The sequence below is a fragment of the Pseudooceanicola aquaeponti genome, from assembly GCF_050897975.1.
Taxonomy (GTDB): domain Bacteria; phylum Pseudomonadota; class Alphaproteobacteria; order Rhodobacterales; family Rhodobacteraceae; genus Pseudooceanicola.
This window is the reverse complement of the sequence record NZ_JBPAXY010000007.1, coordinates 302,157-322,472: the sequence shown is the minus strand read 5'-3', so window position 1 is coordinate 322,472 and position 20,316 is coordinate 302,157. Positions and strand designations below refer to the sequence as shown.

At 67.4% G+C, this 20,316-nt stretch carries 16 protein-coding genes; 6 read left to right on the top strand and 10 right to left on the bottom strand.

Annotated elements, in window-relative coordinates:
* Nucleotides 1–67: 67 nt before the first annotated feature.
* Nucleotides 68–919, bottom strand: coding sequence for an ABC transporter ATP-binding protein (locus tag ACRARE_RS18745; protein ID WP_432657993.1), 852 nt, complete (start codon nucleotides 917–919; stop codon nucleotides 68–70).
* Complete coding sequence (locus ACRARE_RS18740) at nucleotides 916–2,892, bottom strand: AMP-binding protein (RefSeq protein WP_432657992.1); 1,977 nt, start codon at nucleotides 2,890–2,892, stop codon at nucleotides 916–918. Before ACRARE_RS18740 ends, ACRARE_RS18745 begins: the two co-directional genes overlap by 4 nt.
* A gap of 265 nt (nucleotides 2,893–3,157) precedes the next feature.
* On the opposite strand from ACRARE_RS18740, the gene ACRARE_RS18735 reads away from it, so the two are divergent.
* Together ACRARE_RS18735 and ACRARE_RS18730 are read left to right on the top strand one after the other, a co-directional pair.
* Entirely contained in the window at nucleotides 3,158–5,062 is a 1,905-nt protein-coding gene (locus ACRARE_RS18735; RefSeq protein ID WP_432657991.1) for a PAS-domain containing protein, read from the top strand.
* A complete protein-coding gene (locus tag ACRARE_RS18730) occupies nucleotides 5,059–5,766 on the top strand; it encodes a response regulator transcription factor (RefSeq protein ID WP_432657990.1) in 708 nt (235 codons plus the stop codon). Before ACRARE_RS18735 ends, ACRARE_RS18730 begins: the two co-directional genes overlap by 4 nt.
* 24 nt (nucleotides 5,767–5,790) lie before the next feature.
* Here ACRARE_RS18730 and ACRARE_RS18725 read toward each other — a convergent pair whose 3' ends face one another.
* Nucleotides 5,791–6,987: a hydantoinase/carbamoylase family amidase gene (locus ACRARE_RS18725; protein ID WP_432657989.1), complete on the bottom strand. Its 1,197-nt coding sequence runs from the start codon at nucleotides 6,985–6,987 to the stop codon at nucleotides 5,791–5,793.
* A gap of 157 nt (nucleotides 6,988–7,144) precedes the next feature.
* On the opposite strand from ACRARE_RS18725, the gene ACRARE_RS18720 reads away from it, so the two are divergent.
* Both ACRARE_RS18720 and ACRARE_RS18715 read left to right on the top strand, forming a co-directional pair.
* Nucleotides 7,145–8,200, top strand: a complete 1,056-nt coding sequence (locus tag ACRARE_RS18720) for a saccharopine dehydrogenase (RefSeq protein ID WP_432657988.1) — start codon at nucleotides 7,145–7,147, stop codon at nucleotides 8,198–8,200.
* Nucleotides 8,197–9,354, top strand: coding sequence for a saccharopine dehydrogenase family protein (locus tag ACRARE_RS18715; protein WP_432657987.1), 1,158 nt, complete (start codon nucleotides 8,197–8,199; stop codon nucleotides 9,352–9,354). The genes ACRARE_RS18720 and ACRARE_RS18715 overlap by 4 nt, the downstream gene beginning before the upstream one ends.
* A 109-nt stretch (nucleotides 9,355–9,463) precedes the next feature.
* Here ACRARE_RS18715 and ACRARE_RS18710 read toward each other — a convergent pair whose 3' ends face one another.
* The 5 genes from ACRARE_RS18710 to ACRARE_RS18690 form a co-directional block, all read right to left on the bottom strand.
* A complete protein-coding gene (locus ACRARE_RS18710; protein WP_432657986.1) occupies nucleotides 9,464–9,790 on the bottom strand; it encodes a DUF3775 domain-containing protein in 327 nt (108 codons plus the stop codon).
* Between the two features lie 69 nt (nucleotides 9,791–9,859).
* Nucleotides 9,860–11,101: a DNA recombination protein RmuC gene (locus ACRARE_RS18705; protein WP_432657985.1), complete on the bottom strand. Its 1,242-nt coding sequence runs from the start codon at nucleotides 11,099–11,101 to the stop codon at nucleotides 9,860–9,862.
* On the bottom strand, nucleotides 11,098–13,065 hold the full coding sequence (mutL, locus tag ACRARE_RS18700; protein WP_432657984.1) for a DNA mismatch repair endonuclease MutL: 1,968 nt from the start codon (nucleotides 13,063–13,065) through the stop codon (nucleotides 11,098–11,100). The genes ACRARE_RS18705 and mutL overlap by 4 nt, the downstream gene beginning before the upstream one ends.
* Before the next feature lie 507 nt (nucleotides 13,066–13,572).
* Nucleotides 13,573–13,902, bottom strand: coding sequence for a hypothetical protein (locus ACRARE_RS18695; RefSeq protein ID WP_432657983.1), 330 nt, complete (start codon nucleotides 13,900–13,902; stop codon nucleotides 13,573–13,575).
* A gap of 48 nt (nucleotides 13,903–13,950) precedes the next feature.
* Nucleotides 13,951–15,171 carry a urate hydroxylase PuuD gene (locus ACRARE_RS18690; protein WP_432657982.1) on the bottom strand — a complete coding sequence of 407 codons (1,221 nt, stop codon included), beginning with the start codon at nucleotides 15,169–15,171 and terminating at the stop codon, nucleotides 13,951–13,953.
* Nucleotides 15,172–15,524: 353 nt separating this feature from the next.
* Here ACRARE_RS18690 and ACRARE_RS18685 point away from each other — a divergent pair, with 353 nt between their 5' ends.
* Nucleotides 15,525–15,905, top strand: coding sequence for a rhodanese-like domain-containing protein (locus ACRARE_RS18685; protein WP_432657981.1), 381 nt, complete (start codon nucleotides 15,525–15,527; stop codon nucleotides 15,903–15,905).
* A 145-nt stretch (nucleotides 15,906–16,050) separates the two neighbouring features.
* On the opposite strand, the gene amtB is transcribed toward ACRARE_RS18685, so the two are convergent.
* Nucleotides 16,051–17,382: an ammonium transporter AmtB gene (gene amtB, locus ACRARE_RS18680; protein WP_432657980.1), complete on the bottom strand. Its 1,332-nt coding sequence runs from the start codon at nucleotides 17,380–17,382 to the stop codon at nucleotides 16,051–16,053.
* A 31-nt stretch (nucleotides 17,383–17,413) separates the two neighbouring features.
* Nucleotides 17,414–17,752, bottom strand: coding sequence for a P-II family nitrogen regulator (locus tag ACRARE_RS18675; RefSeq protein WP_432657979.1), 339 nt, complete (start codon nucleotides 17,750–17,752; stop codon nucleotides 17,414–17,416).
* 266 nt (nucleotides 17,753–18,018) lie between these two features.
* Here ACRARE_RS18675 and ACRARE_RS18670 point away from each other — a divergent pair, with 266 nt between their 5' ends.
* Nucleotides 18,019–20,250 (top strand): transglycosylase domain-containing protein, encoded by a 2,232-nt coding sequence (locus tag ACRARE_RS18670; protein WP_432657978.1) that lies wholly within the window; start codon nucleotides 18,019–18,021, stop codon nucleotides 20,248–20,250.
* Nucleotides 20,251–20,316: the final 66 nt, after the last annotated feature.

Genomic DNA, 20,316 nt, shown 5'->3' with positions numbered 1-20,316 from the left:
GACCTCCGGTTGCGCGACAGGGGCGCGGGTGTTGCGGGCGGGGTGGCGGGGCGCGGTCAGCTGCGGCTTAGTCATGGGCCACCCCCAGATAGGCGTCGATCACGTCCTGGTTGTTGCGCACCTCGTCGGGGGTGCCGTCGCCAATCTTCTTGCCGTAATCCATCACCACCACGCGGTCGGACAGATCCATGACCACGCCCATGTCATGTTCGATCAGGGCAATGGTGGTGCCGAACTCGTCATTCACGTCGAGGATGAAGCGGCTCATGTCCTCTTTCTCTTCGACGTTCATCCCGGCCATCGGCTCGTCCAGCAGCAGAAGCGACGGCTCGGCCGCCAGGGCGCGGGCCAGTTCCACCCGTTTCTTCAGACCGTAGGGCAGGCTGCCCACGGGCTTCTTGCGGATGTTCTGGATCTCGAGGAAGTCGATGATCTTCTCGACCTTCTCGCGGTTTTCGATCTCTTCGCGTTCGGCGCGGCCCTTCCACAGGGCCTGGGACAGAACCCCCGCCTTCATGTGGTTCAGACGGCCGGTCATCACGTTGTCCAGCACCGACATCCCCTCGAACAGGGCGATGTTCTGGAAGGTGCGGGCGATGCCCTGGCGGGCCACCTCATAGGGGCGCATCTTCGGACGCTTGGAGCCCAGGTAATGCACCTCGCCTTCCTGCGGATGATAGAAGCCGCTGATGACGTTCAGCATCGAGGACTTGCCCGCCCCGTTCGGCCCGATGATCGCGCGGATCTCGCCCTTGCGGATGTCAAAGGAGATATCCTTGATCGCCACCACGCCGCCGAAGCGCAGGGTGATGTTCTTCATCTCCATCATCACCGCGCCGATCTGGCGCCCGTCGGCGGTGATCCAGCCACCGTCCGCATCGTCGCGCTCGTGACCAAGTACTTGTTCTGCCAGGCTCATTCCGCTGCCACCTTCTTGCTTGCCACCGGTTGCACCGCCGCATCGCACAGCGTCAGCGTGGCCGAGATATGGCCCTTGCGCCCGTCCTCGTAGGTCACTTCGGTCCGGGTCGAGATCTTGTCGGAGCCGTCGTACAGCGCGGTGATCAGATCGTGGAACTTCTCTTCAATGACCTTGCGGCGCACCTTGCGGGTGCGGGTCATCTCGCCATCGTCGGCGTCCAGCTCCTTGTGCAGGATCAGGAAGCGGTGGATCTGGCAGCCCGACAGCATCTCGTCCTCGGCAACGCTGCGGTTCACCGCCTCGACATGCTCGCGCACCGTCTCCAGCACCTTCGGGTGGCCCGCCAGTTCCTGATAGCTGGAATAGGCGATGTTGTTGCGCTCGGCCCAGTTGCCCACCGCCGTCAGGTCGATGTTGATGAAGGCGGTGCACATCTCGCGGCCATTGCCGAAGACCACGGCCTCCAGAATGTTGGGATAGAACTTCAGCTTGTTCTCGACGTATTTCGGCGCAAACAGGCTGCCGTCGGCCATCTTGCCCACATCCTTGGCGCGGTCGATGATCCGCAGATGGCCGCTGGCCTCTTCGATGAACCCCGCGTCGCCGGTGGCCACCCAGCCCTCGGCATCCTTGGTCGAGGCGGTGCTTTCGGCATTCTTGTAGTAGCTCTGGAAGACCCCGGGGCTGCGATAGAAGACCTCGCCGCTGTCGTCGATCTTCAGCTCGACCCCCGGGGAGGCGACGCCCACGGTATCCGAGCGCACCTCGCCATCGGGTTGCTGGGTGATGAACACGCTGGCCTCGGTCTGGCCGTAAAGCTGTTTCAGGTTGATCCCCAGCGAGCGGTAGAAATCGAAGATCTCGGGGCCGATCGCCTCGCCTGCGGTATAGCCCACGCGCACCCGGCCCAGGCCCAGGGTGTCCTTCAGCGGGCCATAGATCAGCAGCTCGCCCAGGCGGTATTTCAGCCGGTCCATGCCGCCCACAGGGCGCCCGTCCAGCAGATCGCCGCCGACCTTGCGGGCATGGGCCATGAAATGATCGAACAACCGCTTCTTGAACCGCCCGGCATCTTCCATGCGGATCATCACATTGGTCAGCTGGGTCTCGAAGATGCGCGGCGGGGCGAAATAGTAGCTCGGCCCGATCTCGCGCAGGTCGGTGGCCAGGGTCTCGACGCTTTCGGGGCAGTTCACGCAGAAGCCGCTCCAATAGGCCTGGCCGATGGAGAAGATGAAATCGCCGACCCAGGCCATGGGCAGATAGGCCAGCACCTCTTCGCCCGCGCCCAGCTTGTCGAACTCGGCCGAGTTCTTCGAGGTCTCGATGATGTTGCGATTGGACAGCACCACGCCCTTGGGCTTGCCGGTGGTGCCCGAGGTATAGAGCATGACGCAGATGTCGTCATAGGTGATGGCGGCGGCGCGCCGGTCCAGCTCGGGCGTCAGCTCATCACGCAGGGCATGGCCCTGTTCCTGGATGTGGGAAAACTCGTGCAGATGGGTGTGGTCGTATTTCCGCATCCCGCGCGGGTCGAGGTAGATGATATGCTCCAGCCCCGGCAGCTGGTCCTTGACCTCCAGCACCTTGTCGACCTGTTCCTGGTCCTCGGCGATCACCACCCGGGCGCCGCAATGGTCCAGCACATAGGCCATCTCTTCGGCGGCGCTGTCGTTGTAGATCGGCACGGGCACGGCGCCGACCATCTGCGCGGCCGGAATGGCCCAGTACAGATGCGGCCGGTTGGCGCCGATGATGGCCACGAAATCCCCCGGGCCCAGCCCGAGATTCAGCAGCCCCCGCGCCAGATTGCGGATTTCGCTGCGTGTTTCGGACCAGCTCCAGCTTTGCCAGATGCCGAATTCCTTTTCGCGATAGGCCGTGCTGTCGGGCCAGGCCTTCGCGTTCCGGTCCAGCAGGGCGGGCACGGATGTAACCGGCCCGCCCGCCGCGTGCGAGAGTTCTCCCACGGTGTTCTCCTCCCTGTGCTCCGGTCCTCCCCGACCGGATAGCCGCCCTCCTCAAGGCGGGTCATGCCGGGGGTTGCCCCCCGGGGCGCCGCGACGGGCGCTCCTGACTAGTCAAGATTTGCCGCGAAGTTTTGCCGCATCATTTCCGGATCCTAACGAATTGTTACGGGTGCCGCGGGCGCGAAATTCGCGCTGCAACTGCAAAGCGAACCCCTTTCTCGAAGGCCCGTTTCCCGCTAGGTCTGATCCGGGGAGTGGAGGAAATATGCCCAGCCATCAGGCACGTACCGACCGGATGACCATGGCCGGGCTGAACATGATTCAGCAGGCCCTGTCGATCTATGACCAGGATCTGCGGCTGGTGCAGTGCAACCGCCGCTTCCGCTCGATGTTCGATCTGCCCGCCGAACTGACCCGCCCCGGCGCCGGCTTCGAGGACACGATCCGCTTTCTGTGCGAATCCGGCGAATACGGCCCCATCGACAACCTGGAAGAGGCGATCAAGGTCCGGGTCGAGAAGGCCCTGGCCTTCGAGCCGCATTACCTGGAGCGCCCGCGCGCCAATGGCCGCATCATCTCGGTCGAGGGGGCGCCCCTGCCCGAGGGGGGCTGGGTCACCGTCTATACCGACATCACCGAGACCAAGCGCCAGGAACGCCTGCTGCGCGCCCGCTCGGCCGAGCTGTCGGCGGAGCTGCTGACCCGGGCCGAGGAGCTGGCGGCGACCAACCGCCAGTTGCAGGCGACGAACTCGGCCCTGGAAGAGGCCAAGCGCGAGCTGACCGAGATGGAGGCCCGCACCCGGCTGACCACCGAGATGCTGCCCGCCCATGTGGGCCATGTGAACCCGGACCGGATCTATACCTATTCCAACCGCCGCCTCAGCCGCATCATGCCGGGCCGACCGGCGCATATCGTGGGGCTGCATATCGCCGATGTGCTGGGCCGCCAGGCCTATGAAGCGGTGCGCCCTTATCTGGACGCGGCCCTGGCCGGGCAGCCCGCCACCTTCGAGTTCACCGACGAGACCAGCTCGCGCCGTATCCGCACCGCGCTGACCCCCAACGGAGCCGATGGCGCCTATCTGATGTCGATGGACGTGACCGAGGAAAGCCAGACCCGCGCCGCCCTGGCCCAGACCAAGCGGCGCGAACTGGCGGCGCAGATGACCTCTGGCATGGCGCATGATTTCTCGAACCTGCTGACCATCATCCTGGGGCTGCAATCGCAGCTGTCGCGGATGGACCTGTCGCGCGACGCCCAGGGGCTGGTGGCGGCGACCCTGGGCGCGGCCAAGCGCGGCGGGCGCCTGCTGGACCGGATCGCCGATATGACCGGCGGTCGCGACCACAGCCCCGGCCCGGTGGTCTGGTCGGATTTCCTGCGCGATTTCAGCACCCTGGCCTGGTCGACCCTGCCCGATCACATCTCGCTGGTGCTGGCGGACGAGCTGGGCGCGCGGCGGCTGTGGCTGGACAGCGGGCTGTTGCAGGACAGCCTGCTGAACCTGGTGCTGAACGCGCGCGATGCCCTGGGGGGCGAGCGGGGCGAGATTCGCGTCACCTGCCGCTGCCTGAAGGACACCTGGCTGGAAATCACCGTGGCCGACACCGGCCCGGGCTTCACCGAGGCGGCGCTGGATCAGGCGCTGACGCCCTTCTTCACCACCAAGGGGGCCGAGGGCTCGGGGCTTGGCCTGTCGATGGTCTATGACATGACACAGCGCGCGGGCGGGCGGATGCGCCTGGCCAATGCGGGCGGCGCCCAGGTCACCCTGCACCTGCCCTGGCGCGAGGCGCCGCAGCCGGTCACCCCGGGCCTGGCCCTGCTGGTTGAGGACAGCCCGGACCTGCGCCGCTCGGTCCGCGACATGCTGGTCTCCCTGGGCTATTCGGTGATCGAGGCCAGCGCGGCGGAAGAGGCCCGCGCCATCGCCCGCGACCTGCCCGATCTGGTGATGATCCTGTCCGACCTGACGCTAGAGGGCGGCTCGACCGGGCTCGACCTGCTGGACGCCCTGCCCGAGGCGCCGCCGCCGCTGTTCTTCATGACCTCGCTGCGCCCCGACCATCCCCTCTACCGCCGTGCCGCCGCCCATGCGCCGGTGCTGCGCAAACCCTTCGACCAGGAGGCCCTGGCGGGCTTCCTCTCTCTGGGAGGAGAGCCATGACAGCGCCCCTGATCGCCATCCTCGACGATGAGCCCGACATCCGCTCGATCCTGTCGGCCGCGCTGGAAGAGGCCGGGTTCCGCAGCCAGGCCTTTGGCCGCGCGACCGAGTTCGAGGCCGCCCTACGCCACATGACGCCGGACCTTTGCCTGGTGGATCTGTCCCTGCCCGACCGCGACGGGCTGACCCTGGTGCACCGGCTGGCGCTGGAAAAGGGGGCGACGGTGATCATCATCTCGGGCCGCGCCCAGGTGCAAGACCGGGTGACGGGGCTGGAACTGGGGGCGGATGACTATATCATCAAACCCTTCGATCCCGCCGAGGTGGTGGCCCGGGTCCGCGCTCGCCTGCGCCGCGACCGCCCGGCCAATGGCCCCGAGGCCAGCCAGACCGCGCGATTTGCCGGCTGGACGGCGCATTTCGACCGTTTCACGCTGGAGGATGCCGAAGGGGTCGAAACCCCCTTCAGCCAGGCCGAGGGCGAGGTGCTGCGCCTCTTCCTTGACCGGCCGAAACGGCTGATCAGCCGCGCCACCATGCAAGAGGTGCTGGGGGGGGCTGCGGGCGAAAGCTTTGACCGGGCGATGGATGTGCGCATCTCACGGCTGCGGACCAAGCTGCGCGAGGATCCGAAAAACCCGCGCCTGATCAAGACGATCTACGGCGCGGGCTATATCTTTCTGGGCGATGTAAGCTGGGCCTAGGGGCGGCCCGGGCGCGGCCCAAGGTCACCCCAGACGCGTCACCGCCCCAGCCAGCACCTGAAGGCCCGCGACCAGATCGGCCTCGCCCGTGTCCTCGGCGAAGGCATGGCTGATGCCGTTGATCGAAGGCACGAACAGCATCGCCACCGGCATCAGCCGCGCCACGCTGGCCGCGTCATGCAGGGCGCCCGATTGCATCGCCCGCCAGCGCCCCGGCACCTGCGCCTCGGCCGCCCCTTCCAGCGCGGCGCGCAAGGCGGCGTCCATCGGCACCGGCTCCAGCCCCAGCAGGCCCGAGGTCGAAAGGGTCATGCCCATCTCTTCGGCCACTTGGGCCCCGGCGGTGCGAATGATCTCTTCCATACGGTCCAGCCGGTCCTTGTCGCCGTCGCGCCACTGCATCGAGAAGCTGCACCGCCCCGGCACGATGGAATGGCTGCCCGGGTGCAGTTCGACGTCGCCGGTGGTCCAGACGGTCTGCGGCGTGACCACGTTGCGGAAGCGATCCGAGATCAGCGCCTGGAACCGCAGCATGGCCTGGAAGGCGTCGCGGCGGCGGTGCATCGGGGTGGTGCCCGCGTGGTTCTGTTCGCCCTCAAAGGTCATGGTCATGTCGCGGATGCCCACGATGTCGCTGACCACGCCCACGGCCTCGCCCGCCTCGTCCAGCCACGGCCCCTGCTCGATATGGCATTCCAGAAAGCCGGTGAACCGCGCCGGATCCACCGGGCCGGTCACCATGTCGGCCATCCGCGCGCGCGCCTCGGCGAAGGTCACGCCGCCCTTGTCGACCAGCTGATCGGCCTCCTCCAGCGAGCTATGGCCCGACCAGACCCGACTGCCGGTGGTCACGCCGAACCGCCCCTCTTCGTCCTGAAAGGACACGGCAGAGATCGGCACGCCCGCCGCGGCCCCGGCGCGGGCCAATTCCAGGCCACAGATCACCCCAAGGGCGCCATCCAGCCAGCCGCCCTCGGGCTGGCTGTCGGAATGGCTGCCCACCAGCAGCGAGCGGCCCGGCGCCAGGCCAAAGACCGACCCGCAGGGATCCACCACCACCTCCAGCCCGGCCTCGGCGTATTGCTCGGCCAGCCAGCGGCGCGCGGCGATGTCGGGATCGGAATAGGCCGGGCGCACAACCCCCTTGCCGACACCAGCGGCGCCAAAGCTGCGCAGCTTGTGCAAATCGGCCAGAAATCGCTCCGGGTTCACGGGAATCATCGCGGGCACCTCCTGTTGCGTCCGGGCCCGAGACAACAGCTTTGCGCGCGGAAAGGCAAATCGGCCCGCACCCCCAGCCCTGCCGCGCCGTTCCGCCGCCGGTTTCATTGCATCCCCGAGGCGGCCCGCTATACCGGGTGACCGAAAGGAGCCTCTCATGACCCATATCTGGCTGCGCGCCGAACAGCGCCCGAACGAGGACCGCGCCGGGCTGACCCCCGAAGGCGCCAAGGCGCTGATCGAGAAGGGCTTCCGCCTGAGCGTTGAGGAAAGCCGCACGCGCATCCTGCCGATCGAGGGCTACCGCGCGGCGGGGGCCGAGATCGTGACCGAGAATTCCTGGCCCGAGGCCCCCGAGGACGCGATCATCTTCGGCCTGAAAGAGCTGCCCGAGGACGGCACGCCCCTGCGCCACCGCCACATCATGTTCGGCCATGCCTTCAAGGGCCAGCCCGCGGGGCAAGAGCTGCTGAAGCGCTTCCGCGCAGGGGGTGGCACGCTCTACGATCTGGAATATCTGGTGAATGAGACCGGGCGCCGCGTCGCCGCCTTCGGCTATTGGGCGGGCTATGCGGGCGCCGCCGTGTCGCTGATGTGCTGGGCCGCCCAGCAAGAGGGCACGATCTGCCCGCCCGTCGGCGCCTATCCCGACAAGGAGGCCCTGCTGGCCGACCTGCGCGCGCGCCTCGCCCCCTATGACCAGCGCCCCCGCGCCATCGTCATTGGCGCCAAGGGCCGCGTCGGCACCGGCGGGTCGGACCTTTGTGCCGAGCTGGGCTGCGAGGTGACCAAGTGGGACATGGCCGAGACCGCATCGGGTGGCCCCTTCCCCGAGATCGCCGAGCACGAGCTGTTCCTGAACGCGATCCTGGCCATGCCCGGCACGCCGGTCTTCGTGCCCGTGGAGATGGCCGATGGCCCGCGCAAGCTGACCGTGATCGGCGACGTGGCCTGCGATCCGACATCCGATTTCTCGCCCATCAAGGTCTATGACCGGACGACCACCTGGGAGGCCCCCGCCCTGCGGGTGCGCGACACCCCGCCCCTGGACGTGATGGCGATCGACAACCTGCCCTCGATGCTGCCCAAGGAAAGCAGCGAGGATTACGCCGGCCAACTGCTGCCCTCCCTGCTGACGCTGGATGCGCTGGATGCAGGGGTCTGGGGTCGTGCGAAGGCCGAATTCGATAAGCATATGGAGGTATTGGCATGAAGATTCATTGGTGTGGCACGGGCCTGTCGGCCGTCCCCGGCCTGCGGCGGCTGCTGACCGGCAACTACCCCGTGGTGGTCTGGAACCGCACGGTATCCAAGGCCGAGGCCGAGGTGGGCGACCTGACCCAGGACATCCGCCCTTTCACCCTGGAAGCCGTGGCGCAGGCGCTGGAGCCCGGCGACATCGCCGTCTCGATGCTGCCCGCCGACCTGCACGTGCCCCTGGCCAAGGCCTGCCTGGAGAAGGGCGCGCATTTCGTCTCGTCCTCCTACGTGGCGCCGGAAATGGCAGAACTCGACCAAGCGGCGAAGGACAAGGGCCTGAGCTTCGTCAACGAGGTGGGGCTGGACCCGGGCATCGACCACATCCTGGCCGACGACCTGGTGGCCCGGCTGAAGGACAGCGGCCTGGGCGAGGGCCTGGACGTTTCCTTCACCTCCTATTGCGGCGGGTTCCCGAAGGTCGCCAACGACTTCCGCTACAAGTTCAGCTGGTCGCCGCTTGGCGTGCTGAAGGCCCTGCGCTCGCCTTCCAAGTCGCTGAAAGGCGGCGAGGAACTGAACGTGGCGCGCCCCTGGGATGCGATCACCCGCTACGCAAACCCCCTGCCCGGCGGCGAGGTTTTCGAGGCCTACCCGAACCGCGACTCGCTGCCCTTCATCGCCCAATACGGCTTTGACGACAGCTGGACCGTGCAGGACTTCGTGCGCGGCACCCTGCGGCTGGACGGCTGGTCGGCGGCCTGGGCGGATCTGTTCAAGGAAGTGGAAACGCTGAAAGGCCCCGAGGGCGACGCGCGCCTGCGCGAGATCTCGGAAGGCCTGTGGAACGATCACGCCTATGACCCGGGCGAGGCCGACCGGGTGGTGATGTTCGTGCGCCTGACCGCCACCAAGGACGGCGCGCCGGTCTTCGATCAGGCCTGGGCGATGGATGCCAGCGGCAAGGACGACGGCAGCGCCATGGGCAAGCTGGTGTCGATCACCGTCGCGATGGCCATCGAATCGCTGGTCGCCGCGCGCCTGGCCACCGGCGTGGTCACCGCCTCGAACGCCGCCGATCCGCTGTTCGCCGAGGACATCCGCCGCGAGTGGATCGCCGAGGTGGAAACCATGTGCGACACGCTGGAGCGGATCGACTACCTGGGCTGACCCGCCCCCGAGGGGCAAAGAAAAAGGGGGCGCCGCAGCGATGCGGCGCCCCTTTTGGTTCCGGGGGCGAGGGCATGGTGCCTCCCCTACGGGGACGCACCCTACGGCCTCAGCCGCCGCGCACCAGGTCGTCTTCCTCGTCGCTGGCCGACAGGCCAAGCGCGTCCAGACCGTTCTCCAGGTGATCCGACAGATGCGGCGTGCCCAGCAGGTAGTCGGGGGTGGGCGTGGTGGCCTCGGATTTGGCGGTGGCGATGGCCTCGGCCAGATCGTCGGGCTCGAAGCTTTCGCGGCCGATCCACATCAGGGCCACGAGGCTGGCCAGTTCGTCTTCGTTCAGGCTGTCGAGGAAGGCGTGCAATTCCCCCTCGGCGCGGTTCAGCTCCCGCGCCATGAGGATGACATTAGCGACCTTCGCGATCGAGATTTCTAGCATGGCGTTTCCTCCTGTTCGTCGCGGAGCTTGTAGCCAAAACCCTACGCGCTTCCTTGATTTGCCGCAAACTCAGCTTTTATCGACCCCGTCCTGGGTCAGGCTGGCCAGCGGGCTGTCGTCGGCCTCTGGCGCCAGTTCCTCGAAATCGAAATTGTCCAGCTTGGCGGCGCGCTTGCCGGCCCGTTCGGCGGCGGTGCCGATGCCGTCCAGATCCTTGCGCGCCTGGTTGAAATGGGTGTCCAGCTTGGCCACCCGTTCCACCACCAGTTCCACGTCGCGGTGCAGCATCGACAGGGTCTTGCGGATGGCGCCTGCCTGTTCGCGCATCCGCGCGTCCTTCAGGATGGCGCGCATGGTGTTCAGCGTCGCCATGCAGGTGGTGGGCGAGACGATCCAGACCCGGGCGGCGAACCCCTCGCGGACAACTTCGGGGAAATTGGCGTGCAGCTCGGCATAGACCGCCTCGGAGGGCAGGAACATCAGGGCCCCGTCGGCGGTCTCGCCCTCGATGATATAGCGTTCCGAGATCGCCTTGATATGGGCGCGCACCGCCTGGCGGAACAGGGTCTGGGCGCGGGCCTTGTGATCGGCGGTCTGGGCGCCGCGCAGGGCCTCGTAGGCCTCTAGCGGGAACTTGGCATCGATGACGATCGGGCCCGGCGGGTTGGGCAGGTGGATCAGGCAGTCGGCGCGCTTGCCGTTGCTCAGCGTGGCCTGCACCGTGTAGCTGTCCGAGGGCAGCGCCTTGCCGACGATGTCGTTCAGCTGGATCTCGCCGAAGGCGCCGCGGGTCTGCTTGTTCGACAAGATGTCCTGAAGCGACAGCACATCGCCCGACAGCTTGGTGATGTTTTCCTGCGCGCGGTCGATCACCTGAAGGCGCTGTTGCAGCTCGGCCAGGCTTTTGGTCGTTTTCTCGGACCCGCCGCGCAGCTGTTCGTTCATCTTTTCCTGCATCTCGGCCAGGGCGCGGGCCTGCTGCATGGCGTTGGCGTGCAGGCGGTCGTTCATCTGGCTTTGCACATGGGCCAGCCGGGCCTCCATGGTCTGCACCATCTGGGTCTGGCCGTTGGTCTGGGCGTCCGACACGGTGCCCAGACGCCCGGCCAGTTGCTCCTGCCCCGAGGCCAGCCCCTCGACCGTGCGCGCCAGCTGGGCCATCTGCCAGATCACCGGCTCGGTCGAGCGGCCCGCGGCGCGGATCGCCAGGACGATCAGGATCAGCAGCACAAGAAAGGCCACGCCGCCGATGACGGCGGCGAGGGTCAGCGGGTCGGAAAGGTCGATCTGGGTACTGCCGATCTGGATCATGTGCGGCCAAACAGCCTTTCGATGTCAGAGAGCTTTAGCTCTACATAGGTGGGACGACCGTGGTTGCATTGCCCGGAATGGGGGGTCGCCTCCATCTGCCGCAGAAGTTCGTTCATCTCGGCCACCTGCATCCGGCGGCCCGAGCGGATCGAGCCGTGGCAGGCGACGCGGCTGAGGATCGCCTCGATCCGCGCCTGAAGGGTCAGGCTGTCGTCCTGGTCGGTCAGCTCGTCCAGCACGTCGCGCAGCAGGGCCTCGGCGTTGATCTCGCCCAGGATGGCGGGGGTTTCGCGCACCGCGATGGCGCCGCCGCCGAAGGGTTCGATGACCAGGCCCATGCGCGCCAGGTCGTCGGCGGCCTCTAGCAGGCGCTGTGCGTCGCCCTGCGACAGCTCGATGATCTCGGGGATCAGCAGGGCCTGGGCGGCGACGCCGTTTTCGGCCATCTGGTGTTTCAGCCGTTCATAGACCAGCCGTTCATGGGCTGCGTGCTGGTCGACAATGACCATGCCGCGGGCGGTCTGGGCGACGATGTAATTCTCGTGCAGCTGCGCCCGGGCCGCGCCCAGGGGGTGCTCTTCCAGCGGGGCCTCATCGGCGCCCTGCGGGGCCTCTTCGACGACCTGTTCGAACCGCGCCGAGGGGCCGGTGTCGAGGCTGGGCAGGCCCCAGGGGGCGGCGCCCTCGGACAGGCCGCCCGCGCGCCGGTACAAATCGGAGGGGGCGAAATCGGAGGGGGCGAAGGTCGGGCGGGACATCGCCGGGCGCGCGCCGGGGTCGTATTGATAGACCCGGGGCGCGCCGCCCTCGGGCGTCTCGGGCCGGGGGCCAAGCGCGCCCAGGGACGCAGGCTCGGGCCGGAAGGCGCCCAGCGTGGCCCCCGCCACGGTGGTAGAGGCGCGGTGCCCGGCCTCGGCCAGGGCATGGCGCAGCCCCGAGACGATCAGCCCGCGCGCCGTGCCCGGATCGCGGAACCGCACCTCGGATTTCGCCGGATGGACGTTCACGTCGACCAGATGCGGGTCGCAATCGATGAAAAGCGCCGCCGCCGGGTGCCGGTCGCGCGACAGGAAATCGAAATAGGCGGCGCGCAGGGCGCCGGTCAGCAGCTTGTCCTTCACCGGGCGGCCATTGACGAAGAGGAACTGCGCCACCGCCGCGCCGCGCGAATAGGTGGGCAGAGCCGCATAGCCGGTCATCCGCAGCCCCTCGCGGGTGGCGTCGATGCGCAGGGCGTTCTCGGCGAACTCGCGCCCCAGGATGGCGGCCAGCCGCCCGTGCAGCGCATCGAACAGATCGCCGGTTTCCGGGTCGGCGCGGAAGGTCACCCGCGCCTCGCCGCCCTTGCCCGAGGCCCCGGAGGCATCGCGCAGGGTAAAGCCCACGTGCGGCTCGGCCATGGCCAGGCGTTTGACCACATCCGACACCGCCTGCATCTCGGCCCGGTCGGTGCGCAGGAACTTCAGCCGCGCCGGCGTGGCGTAGAAAAGATCGCGCAGCTCGACCACCGTCCCCTTGTTCAGCGCCGCCGGGCGCACCTGGGACATCTGGCCGCCCGACACCTTCAGCTCGGCCGCGTCATGGCCCTTGGCGCGCGAGGTCAGGGTCAGCCGCCCCACGGCCCCCAGCGAGGGCAGCGCCTCGCCCCGAAAGCCGAAGGAATGAATATTCAGCAGGTCGGTGCCGTCGATCTTCGAGGTGGCATGGCGCGACAGGGCCAGCGGCAGCGCCTCGGGCGGGATGCCGCAGCCGTCGTCGGCCACGCGGATCAGGGTCTTGCCGCCGTCGGCGACGGTGATGTCGATCCGGCTTGCCCCCGCGTCGAGGGCGTTTTCCACCAGTTCCTTGACCGCCGAGGCGGGGCGTTCGACCACCTCGCCGGCGGCAATGCGGTTGATCGCGGCATCGTCGAGCTGACGGATGACGGGCTGGGCATCAAGGATATGGGGGTCTGGGCGCTGCATGACGCCAAATCTAGCAGGTACAAAGCGAGTCGGAAATGGGGGTGCGCCCCGGTTCGCGCAGCGACAAACCTTCCGGGGGAAGGTATGAAGGGCGCACGGGCGGAGCACCGGGGAACGGTGGTCAAAAAGCCCTCGCGCGCCGCAACCGACCCCAACGCCAACCGCCCCCCCCGCCCCTACGCAGACCCTCGCGCACCGCCCGTCTCTTTCGCCCGGCGGCACGCCGGGCTGCGCCCTCCCCTCCCCACGGGAGGGCGCAATTGCAACGACAGCCCCGAGCGGAACAGCTGCGTTTTTCGCAGGCCTAGCGACCAGCCCGACCCGTGCGCGCCCACCCAGGGGAGGGCGCAGCCCGGACCCTTAGCCAGTCGCAAAGCGGCGAACCGCCCCGGAAGCGTCCCCTGAATGCACCTCTCCCAGCCGGGCGAAAGGGGGGCCAGAGGGGGGCTCTGAACTATGAGTGCGCAGCCCGGGACATGGCCCGGCGCACAACAACGCCACGGCCCCTCACTCCCCCGGCCAGGCGGCGGGGTTGGTCAGGCAGACGGTGCGATGCGCCTTTTCGGGGGCGTCGGTCAGGTAGATGGTCAGGTCGGCCAGGGCGGCGAAGGCCACCAGGCGGATCCGGGCGGGATCCTCGGCCCCCGGGCAGGCGCCCGCCACATGCCAGATCTCGCGCGCCTCGGCGCGGAAGGGGCGGATCGACACCGCCAGGGGCGCGCCATGGTCGCTGTCTTGCAGGGTAACCGGCGCCGCCAGCACCTCGGCCGCGGCCCGGCCTGCCCCCAAGGGCAGCACCAGCGCGACCAGCGGGGCGCAAAGCGGCAAACAGCGCATTCCCGGCCCTCCTCTCGCTGCCGGTCAAGGCGCGGGGGCGAAAACCGCCTAGCCCTTGATCGCGGCCTTGTACCAGTCGCGGATGGCCTGACGTTCCTCTTCTTCGATGAAGGAAACGTTAGCGGGCGGCATGGCATGGCCCAACCCGGCCTGAAGATAGATCGCGCGGGCGTTGCGCAGGATGTCGGCCTCTGTGTCCAGCCGCACCCCCTTGGGCGCCCAAAGGATCCCGTCCCAATAGGGTTCGGCGGCATGGCACATGGAACAGCGCCCCATCACGATGTCATGCACGTCTTCATAGCCTTCGGCCTGGGCAAAGCGGCTGAACTGGGCCGAGGCCTCTTCCTCGTAGACGTCCGAGCGGAACAGCGGCGCGGTGGACAGCCACATGATCAGCAGGAAGATCAGCGCGGTCAGCAGCCAGGTCCAGTAGGGCATCCCCTTCTTGGCGTGCATCGTGTTGAAGAAATGCCGGATGGTGACCCCCATCAGGAAGACCAGCGAGGCGATGACCCAGGTGTATTCGGTCGAGAAGGCCAGCGGATAATGGTTCGACAGCATCATGAAGATGACCGGCAGGGTCAGGTAGTTGTTGTGGGTCGAGCGCTGCTTGGCGATCTTGCCGTATTTCGCATCCGGGGTGCGCCCGGCCTTCAGATCCTCGACCACGATCCGCTGGTTGGGGATGATGATCATGAAGACGTTGGCCGACATGATCGTCGCGGTGAAGGCGCCCAGGTGCAGCAGGGCGGCGCGACCGGTGAAGACCTGGGTGTAGAAATACGCCAGCGCCACCAGGATGACGTAAAGCAGCAACATCAGCCGGGTGTTGTTGTCGCCGAATTTCGATTTGCAGATCGTGTCATAGGCCAGCCAGCCGAGGCCGAGAGAGGCCAGCGAGATGGCGATGCCGCCCCAGGCGGGGATGTCCAGCACGTTGGGATCGACCAGGTAGAAATCGGCGCCCAGGTAATAGACCAGCCACAGCAGGGCAAAGCCCGACAGCCAGGTGGCGTAGCTTTCCCATTTGAACCAGACCAGGTGGTCGGGCATCGCCTCGGGGGCGACCAGGTATTTCTGGATATGGTAGAAGCCGCCGCCGTGGACCTGCCATTCCTCGCCATCCGCCGGACCGGGAATGTCGCGGTTCAGGCCGAGGTCCAGCGCGATGAAGTAGAAGGACGAGCCGATCCAGGCGATGGCCGTGACCACGTGCAGCCAGCGCACGGCGAATTCCACCCAGGCCCCGATGGCCACCAAATCGTACATATGTCCCGTCCCCCGGTTCTTGTCTTTTCGTGAAAGCATAAGCACGGATCCCCGGGCGCGGCAATCGGACGGGCCCATGCGGCGATGAATGGAGGCCGCGGCGCCCAGCGACCGGGCAAAGCGCGCCCGGCGCGCGCCCCGCCGCCCCGCCCCCAGGCAAGGCGCGCACCGCCTGCCCCGGGCGCCGGGCTGGCGGCGGAGTTCTGCGCTGCGGCGAGGCGCCACGGCCCCCTGCCCTCCCCAATCGAGCGGGACTGCCCTACATCGGAATCGGACACAGACGGTGGCAGGCCGGTGCCCCTTGGCCCTGCCCCTTGCCACGCGTCCCAAACTCACATCTCAGGAGAGAGCCAATGGAATCAGAAACCGTGGACGGCGTCGCACTGGAAACCTGGACCCCGCAAGAGGTGCATGACGCTCTGGCCGAGGGTCAGATCGTGCTAATCGACGTTCGCACGCCGCAGGAATACATGTTCGAACATGTGGTCGGCTCGCTGCTGATGCCCATGTCCTTCTTCGCGCCGCGCTACCTGCCCAGCCAGGGCACCAAGCGCATCGTGCTGCACTGTGGCTCGGGGGTGCGCTCGGAAAAGATGGCACGGGCGGCGATCGAGGCGGGCATCGACAAGATCGCCCATATGGGTGGCGGCTTCGGCGCCTGGAAAGAGGCCAAGCTGCCCTACATGGGCACCGACATGGGCACCGGCGCGCCCAGCATGGTGAACCCCGAATAGGGCGCCAGGCCCCCAGCCCTGCAATCGGAAAGGGGTCTGCCGCACGGCAGGCCCTTTTTCATGCCCGGACAGACGGCCCGCGTCGGCAAAGAAAAAGCCCGGGCGCGAACGCCCGGGCAGGTAGTGGCTGAATATGGAAGGAGGATCAGCCTTTCGAGAACTCGGGGTAGGCTTCCATGCCCAGTTCCGCCATGTCGAGGCCTGCGATCTCGTCCTCTTCCGAGACGCGGATGCCCATGACGGCCTTCAGGATGAACCACACCACGGTGGAGGCCACGACGGTTGCGCCGCCGATCACCACGATACCGTAGAGCTGATCGCCGATGGAGGCGGTGCCGGTCAGGACCACGGCCAGGGTGCCCCAGATGCCGCAGACCAGGTGGACCGGGATCGCGCCGACCACGTCGTCGATCTTCAGCTTGTCGAGCAGCGGCACGGTGAAGACCACCAGGATACCGCCGATGGCGCCGATGATGGTTGCCAGACCCAGCGAGGGGGCCAGCGGTTCGGCGGTGATCGACACCAGGCCGGCCAGGGCGCCGTTCAGCACCATGGTCAGGTCGACCTTCTTGTACATCAGCTGGGTCAGGATCGCGGCCGCCACGGCACCACCCGCAGCAGCGGTGTTGGTGTTCGAGAAGATGCGCGACACGTCAGCGACGTCACCGATCGAGCCCATGGCCAGCTGCGAACCACCGTTGAAGCCGAACCAGCCGAGCCACAGGATGAACGTACCCAGGGTAGCCAGGGTCAGGTTGGAGCCGGGGAAGGCGTTGACCTTGCCGTCGGTGTAACGGCCCAGGCGCGGGCCCAGGATGATGGCACCGGTCAGAGCGGCCCAGCCACCCACCGAGTGCACGATGGTCGAACCGGCGAAGTCCGAGAAGCCAGCTTCACCCACGAAGCCGCCGCCCCAGGTCCAGGACGCGGTGATCGGGTAGATGACCGAGGTCAGGATCACGGTGAAGATCAGGAAGGGCCACAGCTTGATACGCTCGGCCAGGGTGCCCGAAACGATCGAGGCGGTGGCGGCACAGAACATCAGCTGGAAGAAGAAGTCCGAACCGGTCGAGGCGTAGGAGTAGTCGTCCGCGGTCTCTGCGGTCACGCCAACGGCTTCCAGGACGCCGGGGCCGAACACGCCGGACAGGACGCCATCAACGGCCCAGGTGCCCAGCGGGTACATCAGGTTGTAGCCGATCAGGTAGTAGAAGATCGAGGCGACACCGAAGAGCACCACGTTCTTGGTCAGCTGCATGGCCACGTTCTTGGAGCGGACCAGGCCCGCTTCGAGCATGGCAAAGCCAGCGGCCATGAAGAACACCAGGAAGCCGGCCACGAGGAACAGCAGGGTGTTCAGGATGAAGACGACGTCGGTCGGCACGGCGGCCGGGACGGCGGCTTCGTCTTGAGCAAGGCCCAGGCTCGGCAGCGCGATTGCGGCTGCGGCAAGACCCAGTTTTGCGAAGGTTTTCATTGGATTAATTCCCTTTCCCTGTCGGAGCGTCTCAGAGCGCGTCGTCGTTGGTTTCGCCGGTCCGCACCCGAACCGCCTGCTGGATATCCAGCACGAAGATCTTGCCGTCGCCGATCTTGCCGGTCTTGGCGGTGGTGGTGATGGTCTCGACCACCTGGTCAGCCATGGCCGCGCTCACCGCGATCTCCAGCTTGATCTTCGGCACGAAGTTCACCGCGTATTCCGCACCGCGATAGATCTCCGTATGGCCCGACTGGGAGCCGAAGCCTTTGATTTCCGTCACCATCATCCCGCGCACGCCGATCTCGGTCAGCGCCTCGCGGACCTCCTCGAGCTTGAACGGTTTGATTGTCGCAATGATGAGTTTCACTACTATCCCCTTCCTTCTTCCGGGCTGTCGCGCAGTACGCACCCGCCCTTTGGCACCGGCAGCTAAGCCGTGGAGCTTCCCTTTTCGGAACAGATGGGTGCCCTGACCAGTGCAAAACGGAGGCGAACCGCCTGCAAAATGCGCACTTCTCAGCTTTTGCCTAATTTTTAGCCAATATGTTGATCAGATGACAGGGACAGCATGGCTCAACATTCCGCCTCAGGCCCTGTATTCTGCGCAAAAGCAGAACACACCGGGCAGGCAGCATGAGTGATTCACGACGGCGCAAACCGCCACTGGTGGCGGATAAACGCTATGGCGGCAAACCGCGGGGCAAGGCGCCTGCGCGGGGCAAACCGACCGCGCGCAGCGGGGGCGGTGGCACGGGTGGCGGGGGCGGCGGCAAGCGGCCCACCCCGGCGCGCAAACCCACACGCAAACCGGCCCGCCGCAAGGCGCCCGCGCGGCGGCGCAACCCGATCCTGGCCTTCGTGCTGGGGATCTTCGGCTGGGTCTTCGGCCTGATCTGGCGCATCACCTGGCGCCTGGGCGCCGTGGCCGTGGGCCTGGTGGTGCTGGCCGCAGGGATCAGCGGGCTGACCATGCCGCCCATCGACGAGCTGTATGACGGCCGCGCCCGTGGCTCTGTCACCATGCTGGACGACAGCGGCGAGGTCTTCGCCTGGCGCGGCGACCAGTTCGGCGGCGTCGTCACCGCCGAAACCGTCAGCCCGCATCTGCGCAACGCCATCGTCGCCACCGAGGACAAGCGGTTCTACAAGCATTTCGGCGTCAGCCCGCGCGGCATCGCCAGCGCCATCCGCATCAACCTCAGCGAGGGGCGCGGACCGCTGTCGGGCCATGGCGGCTCGACCATCACCCAGCAGACCGCGAAACTGCTGTGCTTCGGCCAGGCCTACGACCCCGAGGAATGGGACAGCGAAGCCGCCTATGAGGCCGATTGCCGCCAGGGCACCCTGCTGCGCAAGGGGCGCGAGGCGATCTATGCCCTGGGCATGGAGATGCGCTATTCCAAGGACGAGATCCTGGGCCTCTACATGAACCGCGCCTATCTGGGCGAGGGCACCCGTGGCTTCGAGGCCGCCAGCCAGCGCTATTTCGGCAAGTCGGCGGCCAATGTGACCCCCGCCGAGGCCGCCATGCTGGCGGGCCTGCTGGTGGCGCCGACGCGCTATGCGCCGACCAACAACCTGGCCCGCAGCCAAAGCCGCGCCGCGACCATCGTGCGGCTGATGGAGGATCAGGGCTATCTGTCGGCCAGCGCCGCCCAGGATGCGATCGAGCATCCCGCGCAGCTGTCGAAACGGGCGCAGGACCAGTCGGGCGGCTATTTCGCCGACTGGATCATGTCCTCGACCCCGGATTTCCTGACCTCGAAAACCACCGCCGACGTGATCCTGCGCACCACCCTGGACCAGCGGATCCAGAGCGCCGCCGAGGATGCCCTGCAATGGGTCTTCGACGAGAAGGTGCGCGAGGGGTCAAAGGCCCAGGCCGCCGTGGTGGTGATGAGCGCCGATGGCGCCGTGCGCGCCATGGTGGGGGGCCGCGACGTGCAGGCCTCGGGCGTCTTCAACCGCGCCACCCAGGCGCTGCGGCAGACCGGGTCGAGCTTCAAGCCCTTCGTCTATGCCACCGCGCTGGAGCTGGGCTGGCACTACAACGACATCGTCGATGATGCGCCCCTGACCATCAACATCCCCGGCTCGGGCCCCTGGAGCCCCGAGAACTACGACCACCAGTACCGTGGCCCCGTCACCCTGGAAGAGGCGCTGATGAAGTCGCTGAACATCCCGGCGGTGCGCGTAGCCGAGGCCGCGGGCCTCGACAACGTGCGCCAGATCGCCAGCGACTTCGGCATCGAAAGCGACCTGGCCCAGGGTCCGGCCCTGGCCCTTGGCGCCTCGGAAAGCACCCTGGTCGAGATGGTCGGCGCCTATGCGGGCATCCTCAACGGCGGCTCCTCGGTGACCCCCTACGGGCTGCAAGAGGTGCGGCTGCAAGGCGATGACGCCCCCCTGATGGGCAGCGAGGGCGGCATCGGCGAGCGGGTGATCCGCGAGGATGCGGCGCGCGAGCTGATCTACATGATGCGCCAGGTCGTCACCCGGGGCACCGGCGGCCGCGCCGGGCTGGACGACCGCGAGATCGCGGGCAAGACCGGCACCACCCAGGCCGCCCGCGACGCCTGGTTCATCGGCTTCTCGGCCGATTACGTGGCCGGCGTCTGGATGGGTTATGACGACAACACGCCGCTGACCGGGGTGACCGGCTCGGGCCTGCCGGCCGAGATCTTCCACGAGGTCATGGCCCGGGTTCACGACGGCCTGCCGGTGCATCCCCTGCCGATGCTGCACCCGGCCCCGGAACCGGCGCGCACCATCGCCGACACCGGCCAGGGCCGCGGTTCCGGCGGCGGGGGCGGTCTGGAGACCGCCATCGAACGGGCGCTGAAGGACATCTTCGGCCTGAACTGAGCCCCGCTCTCGCGAAACGCGAAGGCCCCGCAGCAACCGCTGCGGGGCCTTTTCACTTTCTGGGCC

Coding starts and splice junctions, on each gene's coding strand:
- ACRARE_RS18670 (WP_432657978.1), top strand. CDS start 18,019: ATGAGTGATTCACGACGGCGCAAACCGCCACTGGTGGCGGATAAACGC.
- amtB (WP_432657980.1), bottom strand. CDS start 17,382: ATGAAAACCTTCGCAAAACTGGGTCTTGCCGCAGCCGCAATCGCGCTG.
- ACRARE_RS18745 (WP_432657993.1), bottom strand. CDS start 919: ATGAGCCTGGCAGAACAAGTACTTGGTCACGAGCGCGACGATGCGGAC.
- ACRARE_RS18695 (WP_432657983.1), bottom strand. CDS start 13,902: ATGCGCTGTTTGCCGCTTTGCGCCCCGCTGGTCGCGCTGGTGCTGCCC.
- ACRARE_RS18720 (WP_432657988.1), top strand. CDS start 7,145: ATGACCCATATCTGGCTGCGCGCCGAACAGCGCCCGAACGAGGACCGC.
- ACRARE_RS18725 (WP_432657989.1), bottom strand. CDS start 6,987: ATGATTCCCGTGAACCCGGAGCGATTTCTGGCCGATTTGCACAAGCTG.
- ACRARE_RS18685 (WP_432657981.1), top strand. CDS start 15,525: ATGGAATCAGAAACCGTGGACGGCGTCGCACTGGAAACCTGGACCCCG.
- ACRARE_RS18715 (WP_432657987.1), top strand. CDS start 8,197: ATGAAGATTCATTGGTGTGGCACGGGCCTGTCGGCCGTCCCCGGCCTG.
- ACRARE_RS18710 (WP_432657986.1), bottom strand. CDS start 9,790: ATGCTAGAAATCTCGATCGCGAAGGTCGCTAATGTCATCCTCATGGCG.
- ACRARE_RS18690 (WP_432657982.1), bottom strand. CDS start 15,171: ATGTACGATTTGGTGGCCATCGGGGCCTGGGTGGAATTCGCCGTGCGC.
- ACRARE_RS18705 (WP_432657985.1), bottom strand. CDS start 11,101: ATGATCCAGATCGGCAGTACCCAGATCGACCTTTCCGACCCGCTGACC.
- ACRARE_RS18735 (WP_432657991.1), top strand. CDS start 3,158: ATGCCCAGCCATCAGGCACGTACCGACCGGATGACCATGGCCGGGCTG.
- ACRARE_RS18730 (WP_432657990.1), top strand. CDS start 5,059: ATGACAGCGCCCCTGATCGCCATCCTCGACGATGAGCCCGACATCCGC.
- mutL (WP_432657984.1), bottom strand. CDS start 13,065: ATGCAGCGCCCAGACCCCCATATCCTTGATGCCCAGCCCGTCATCCGT.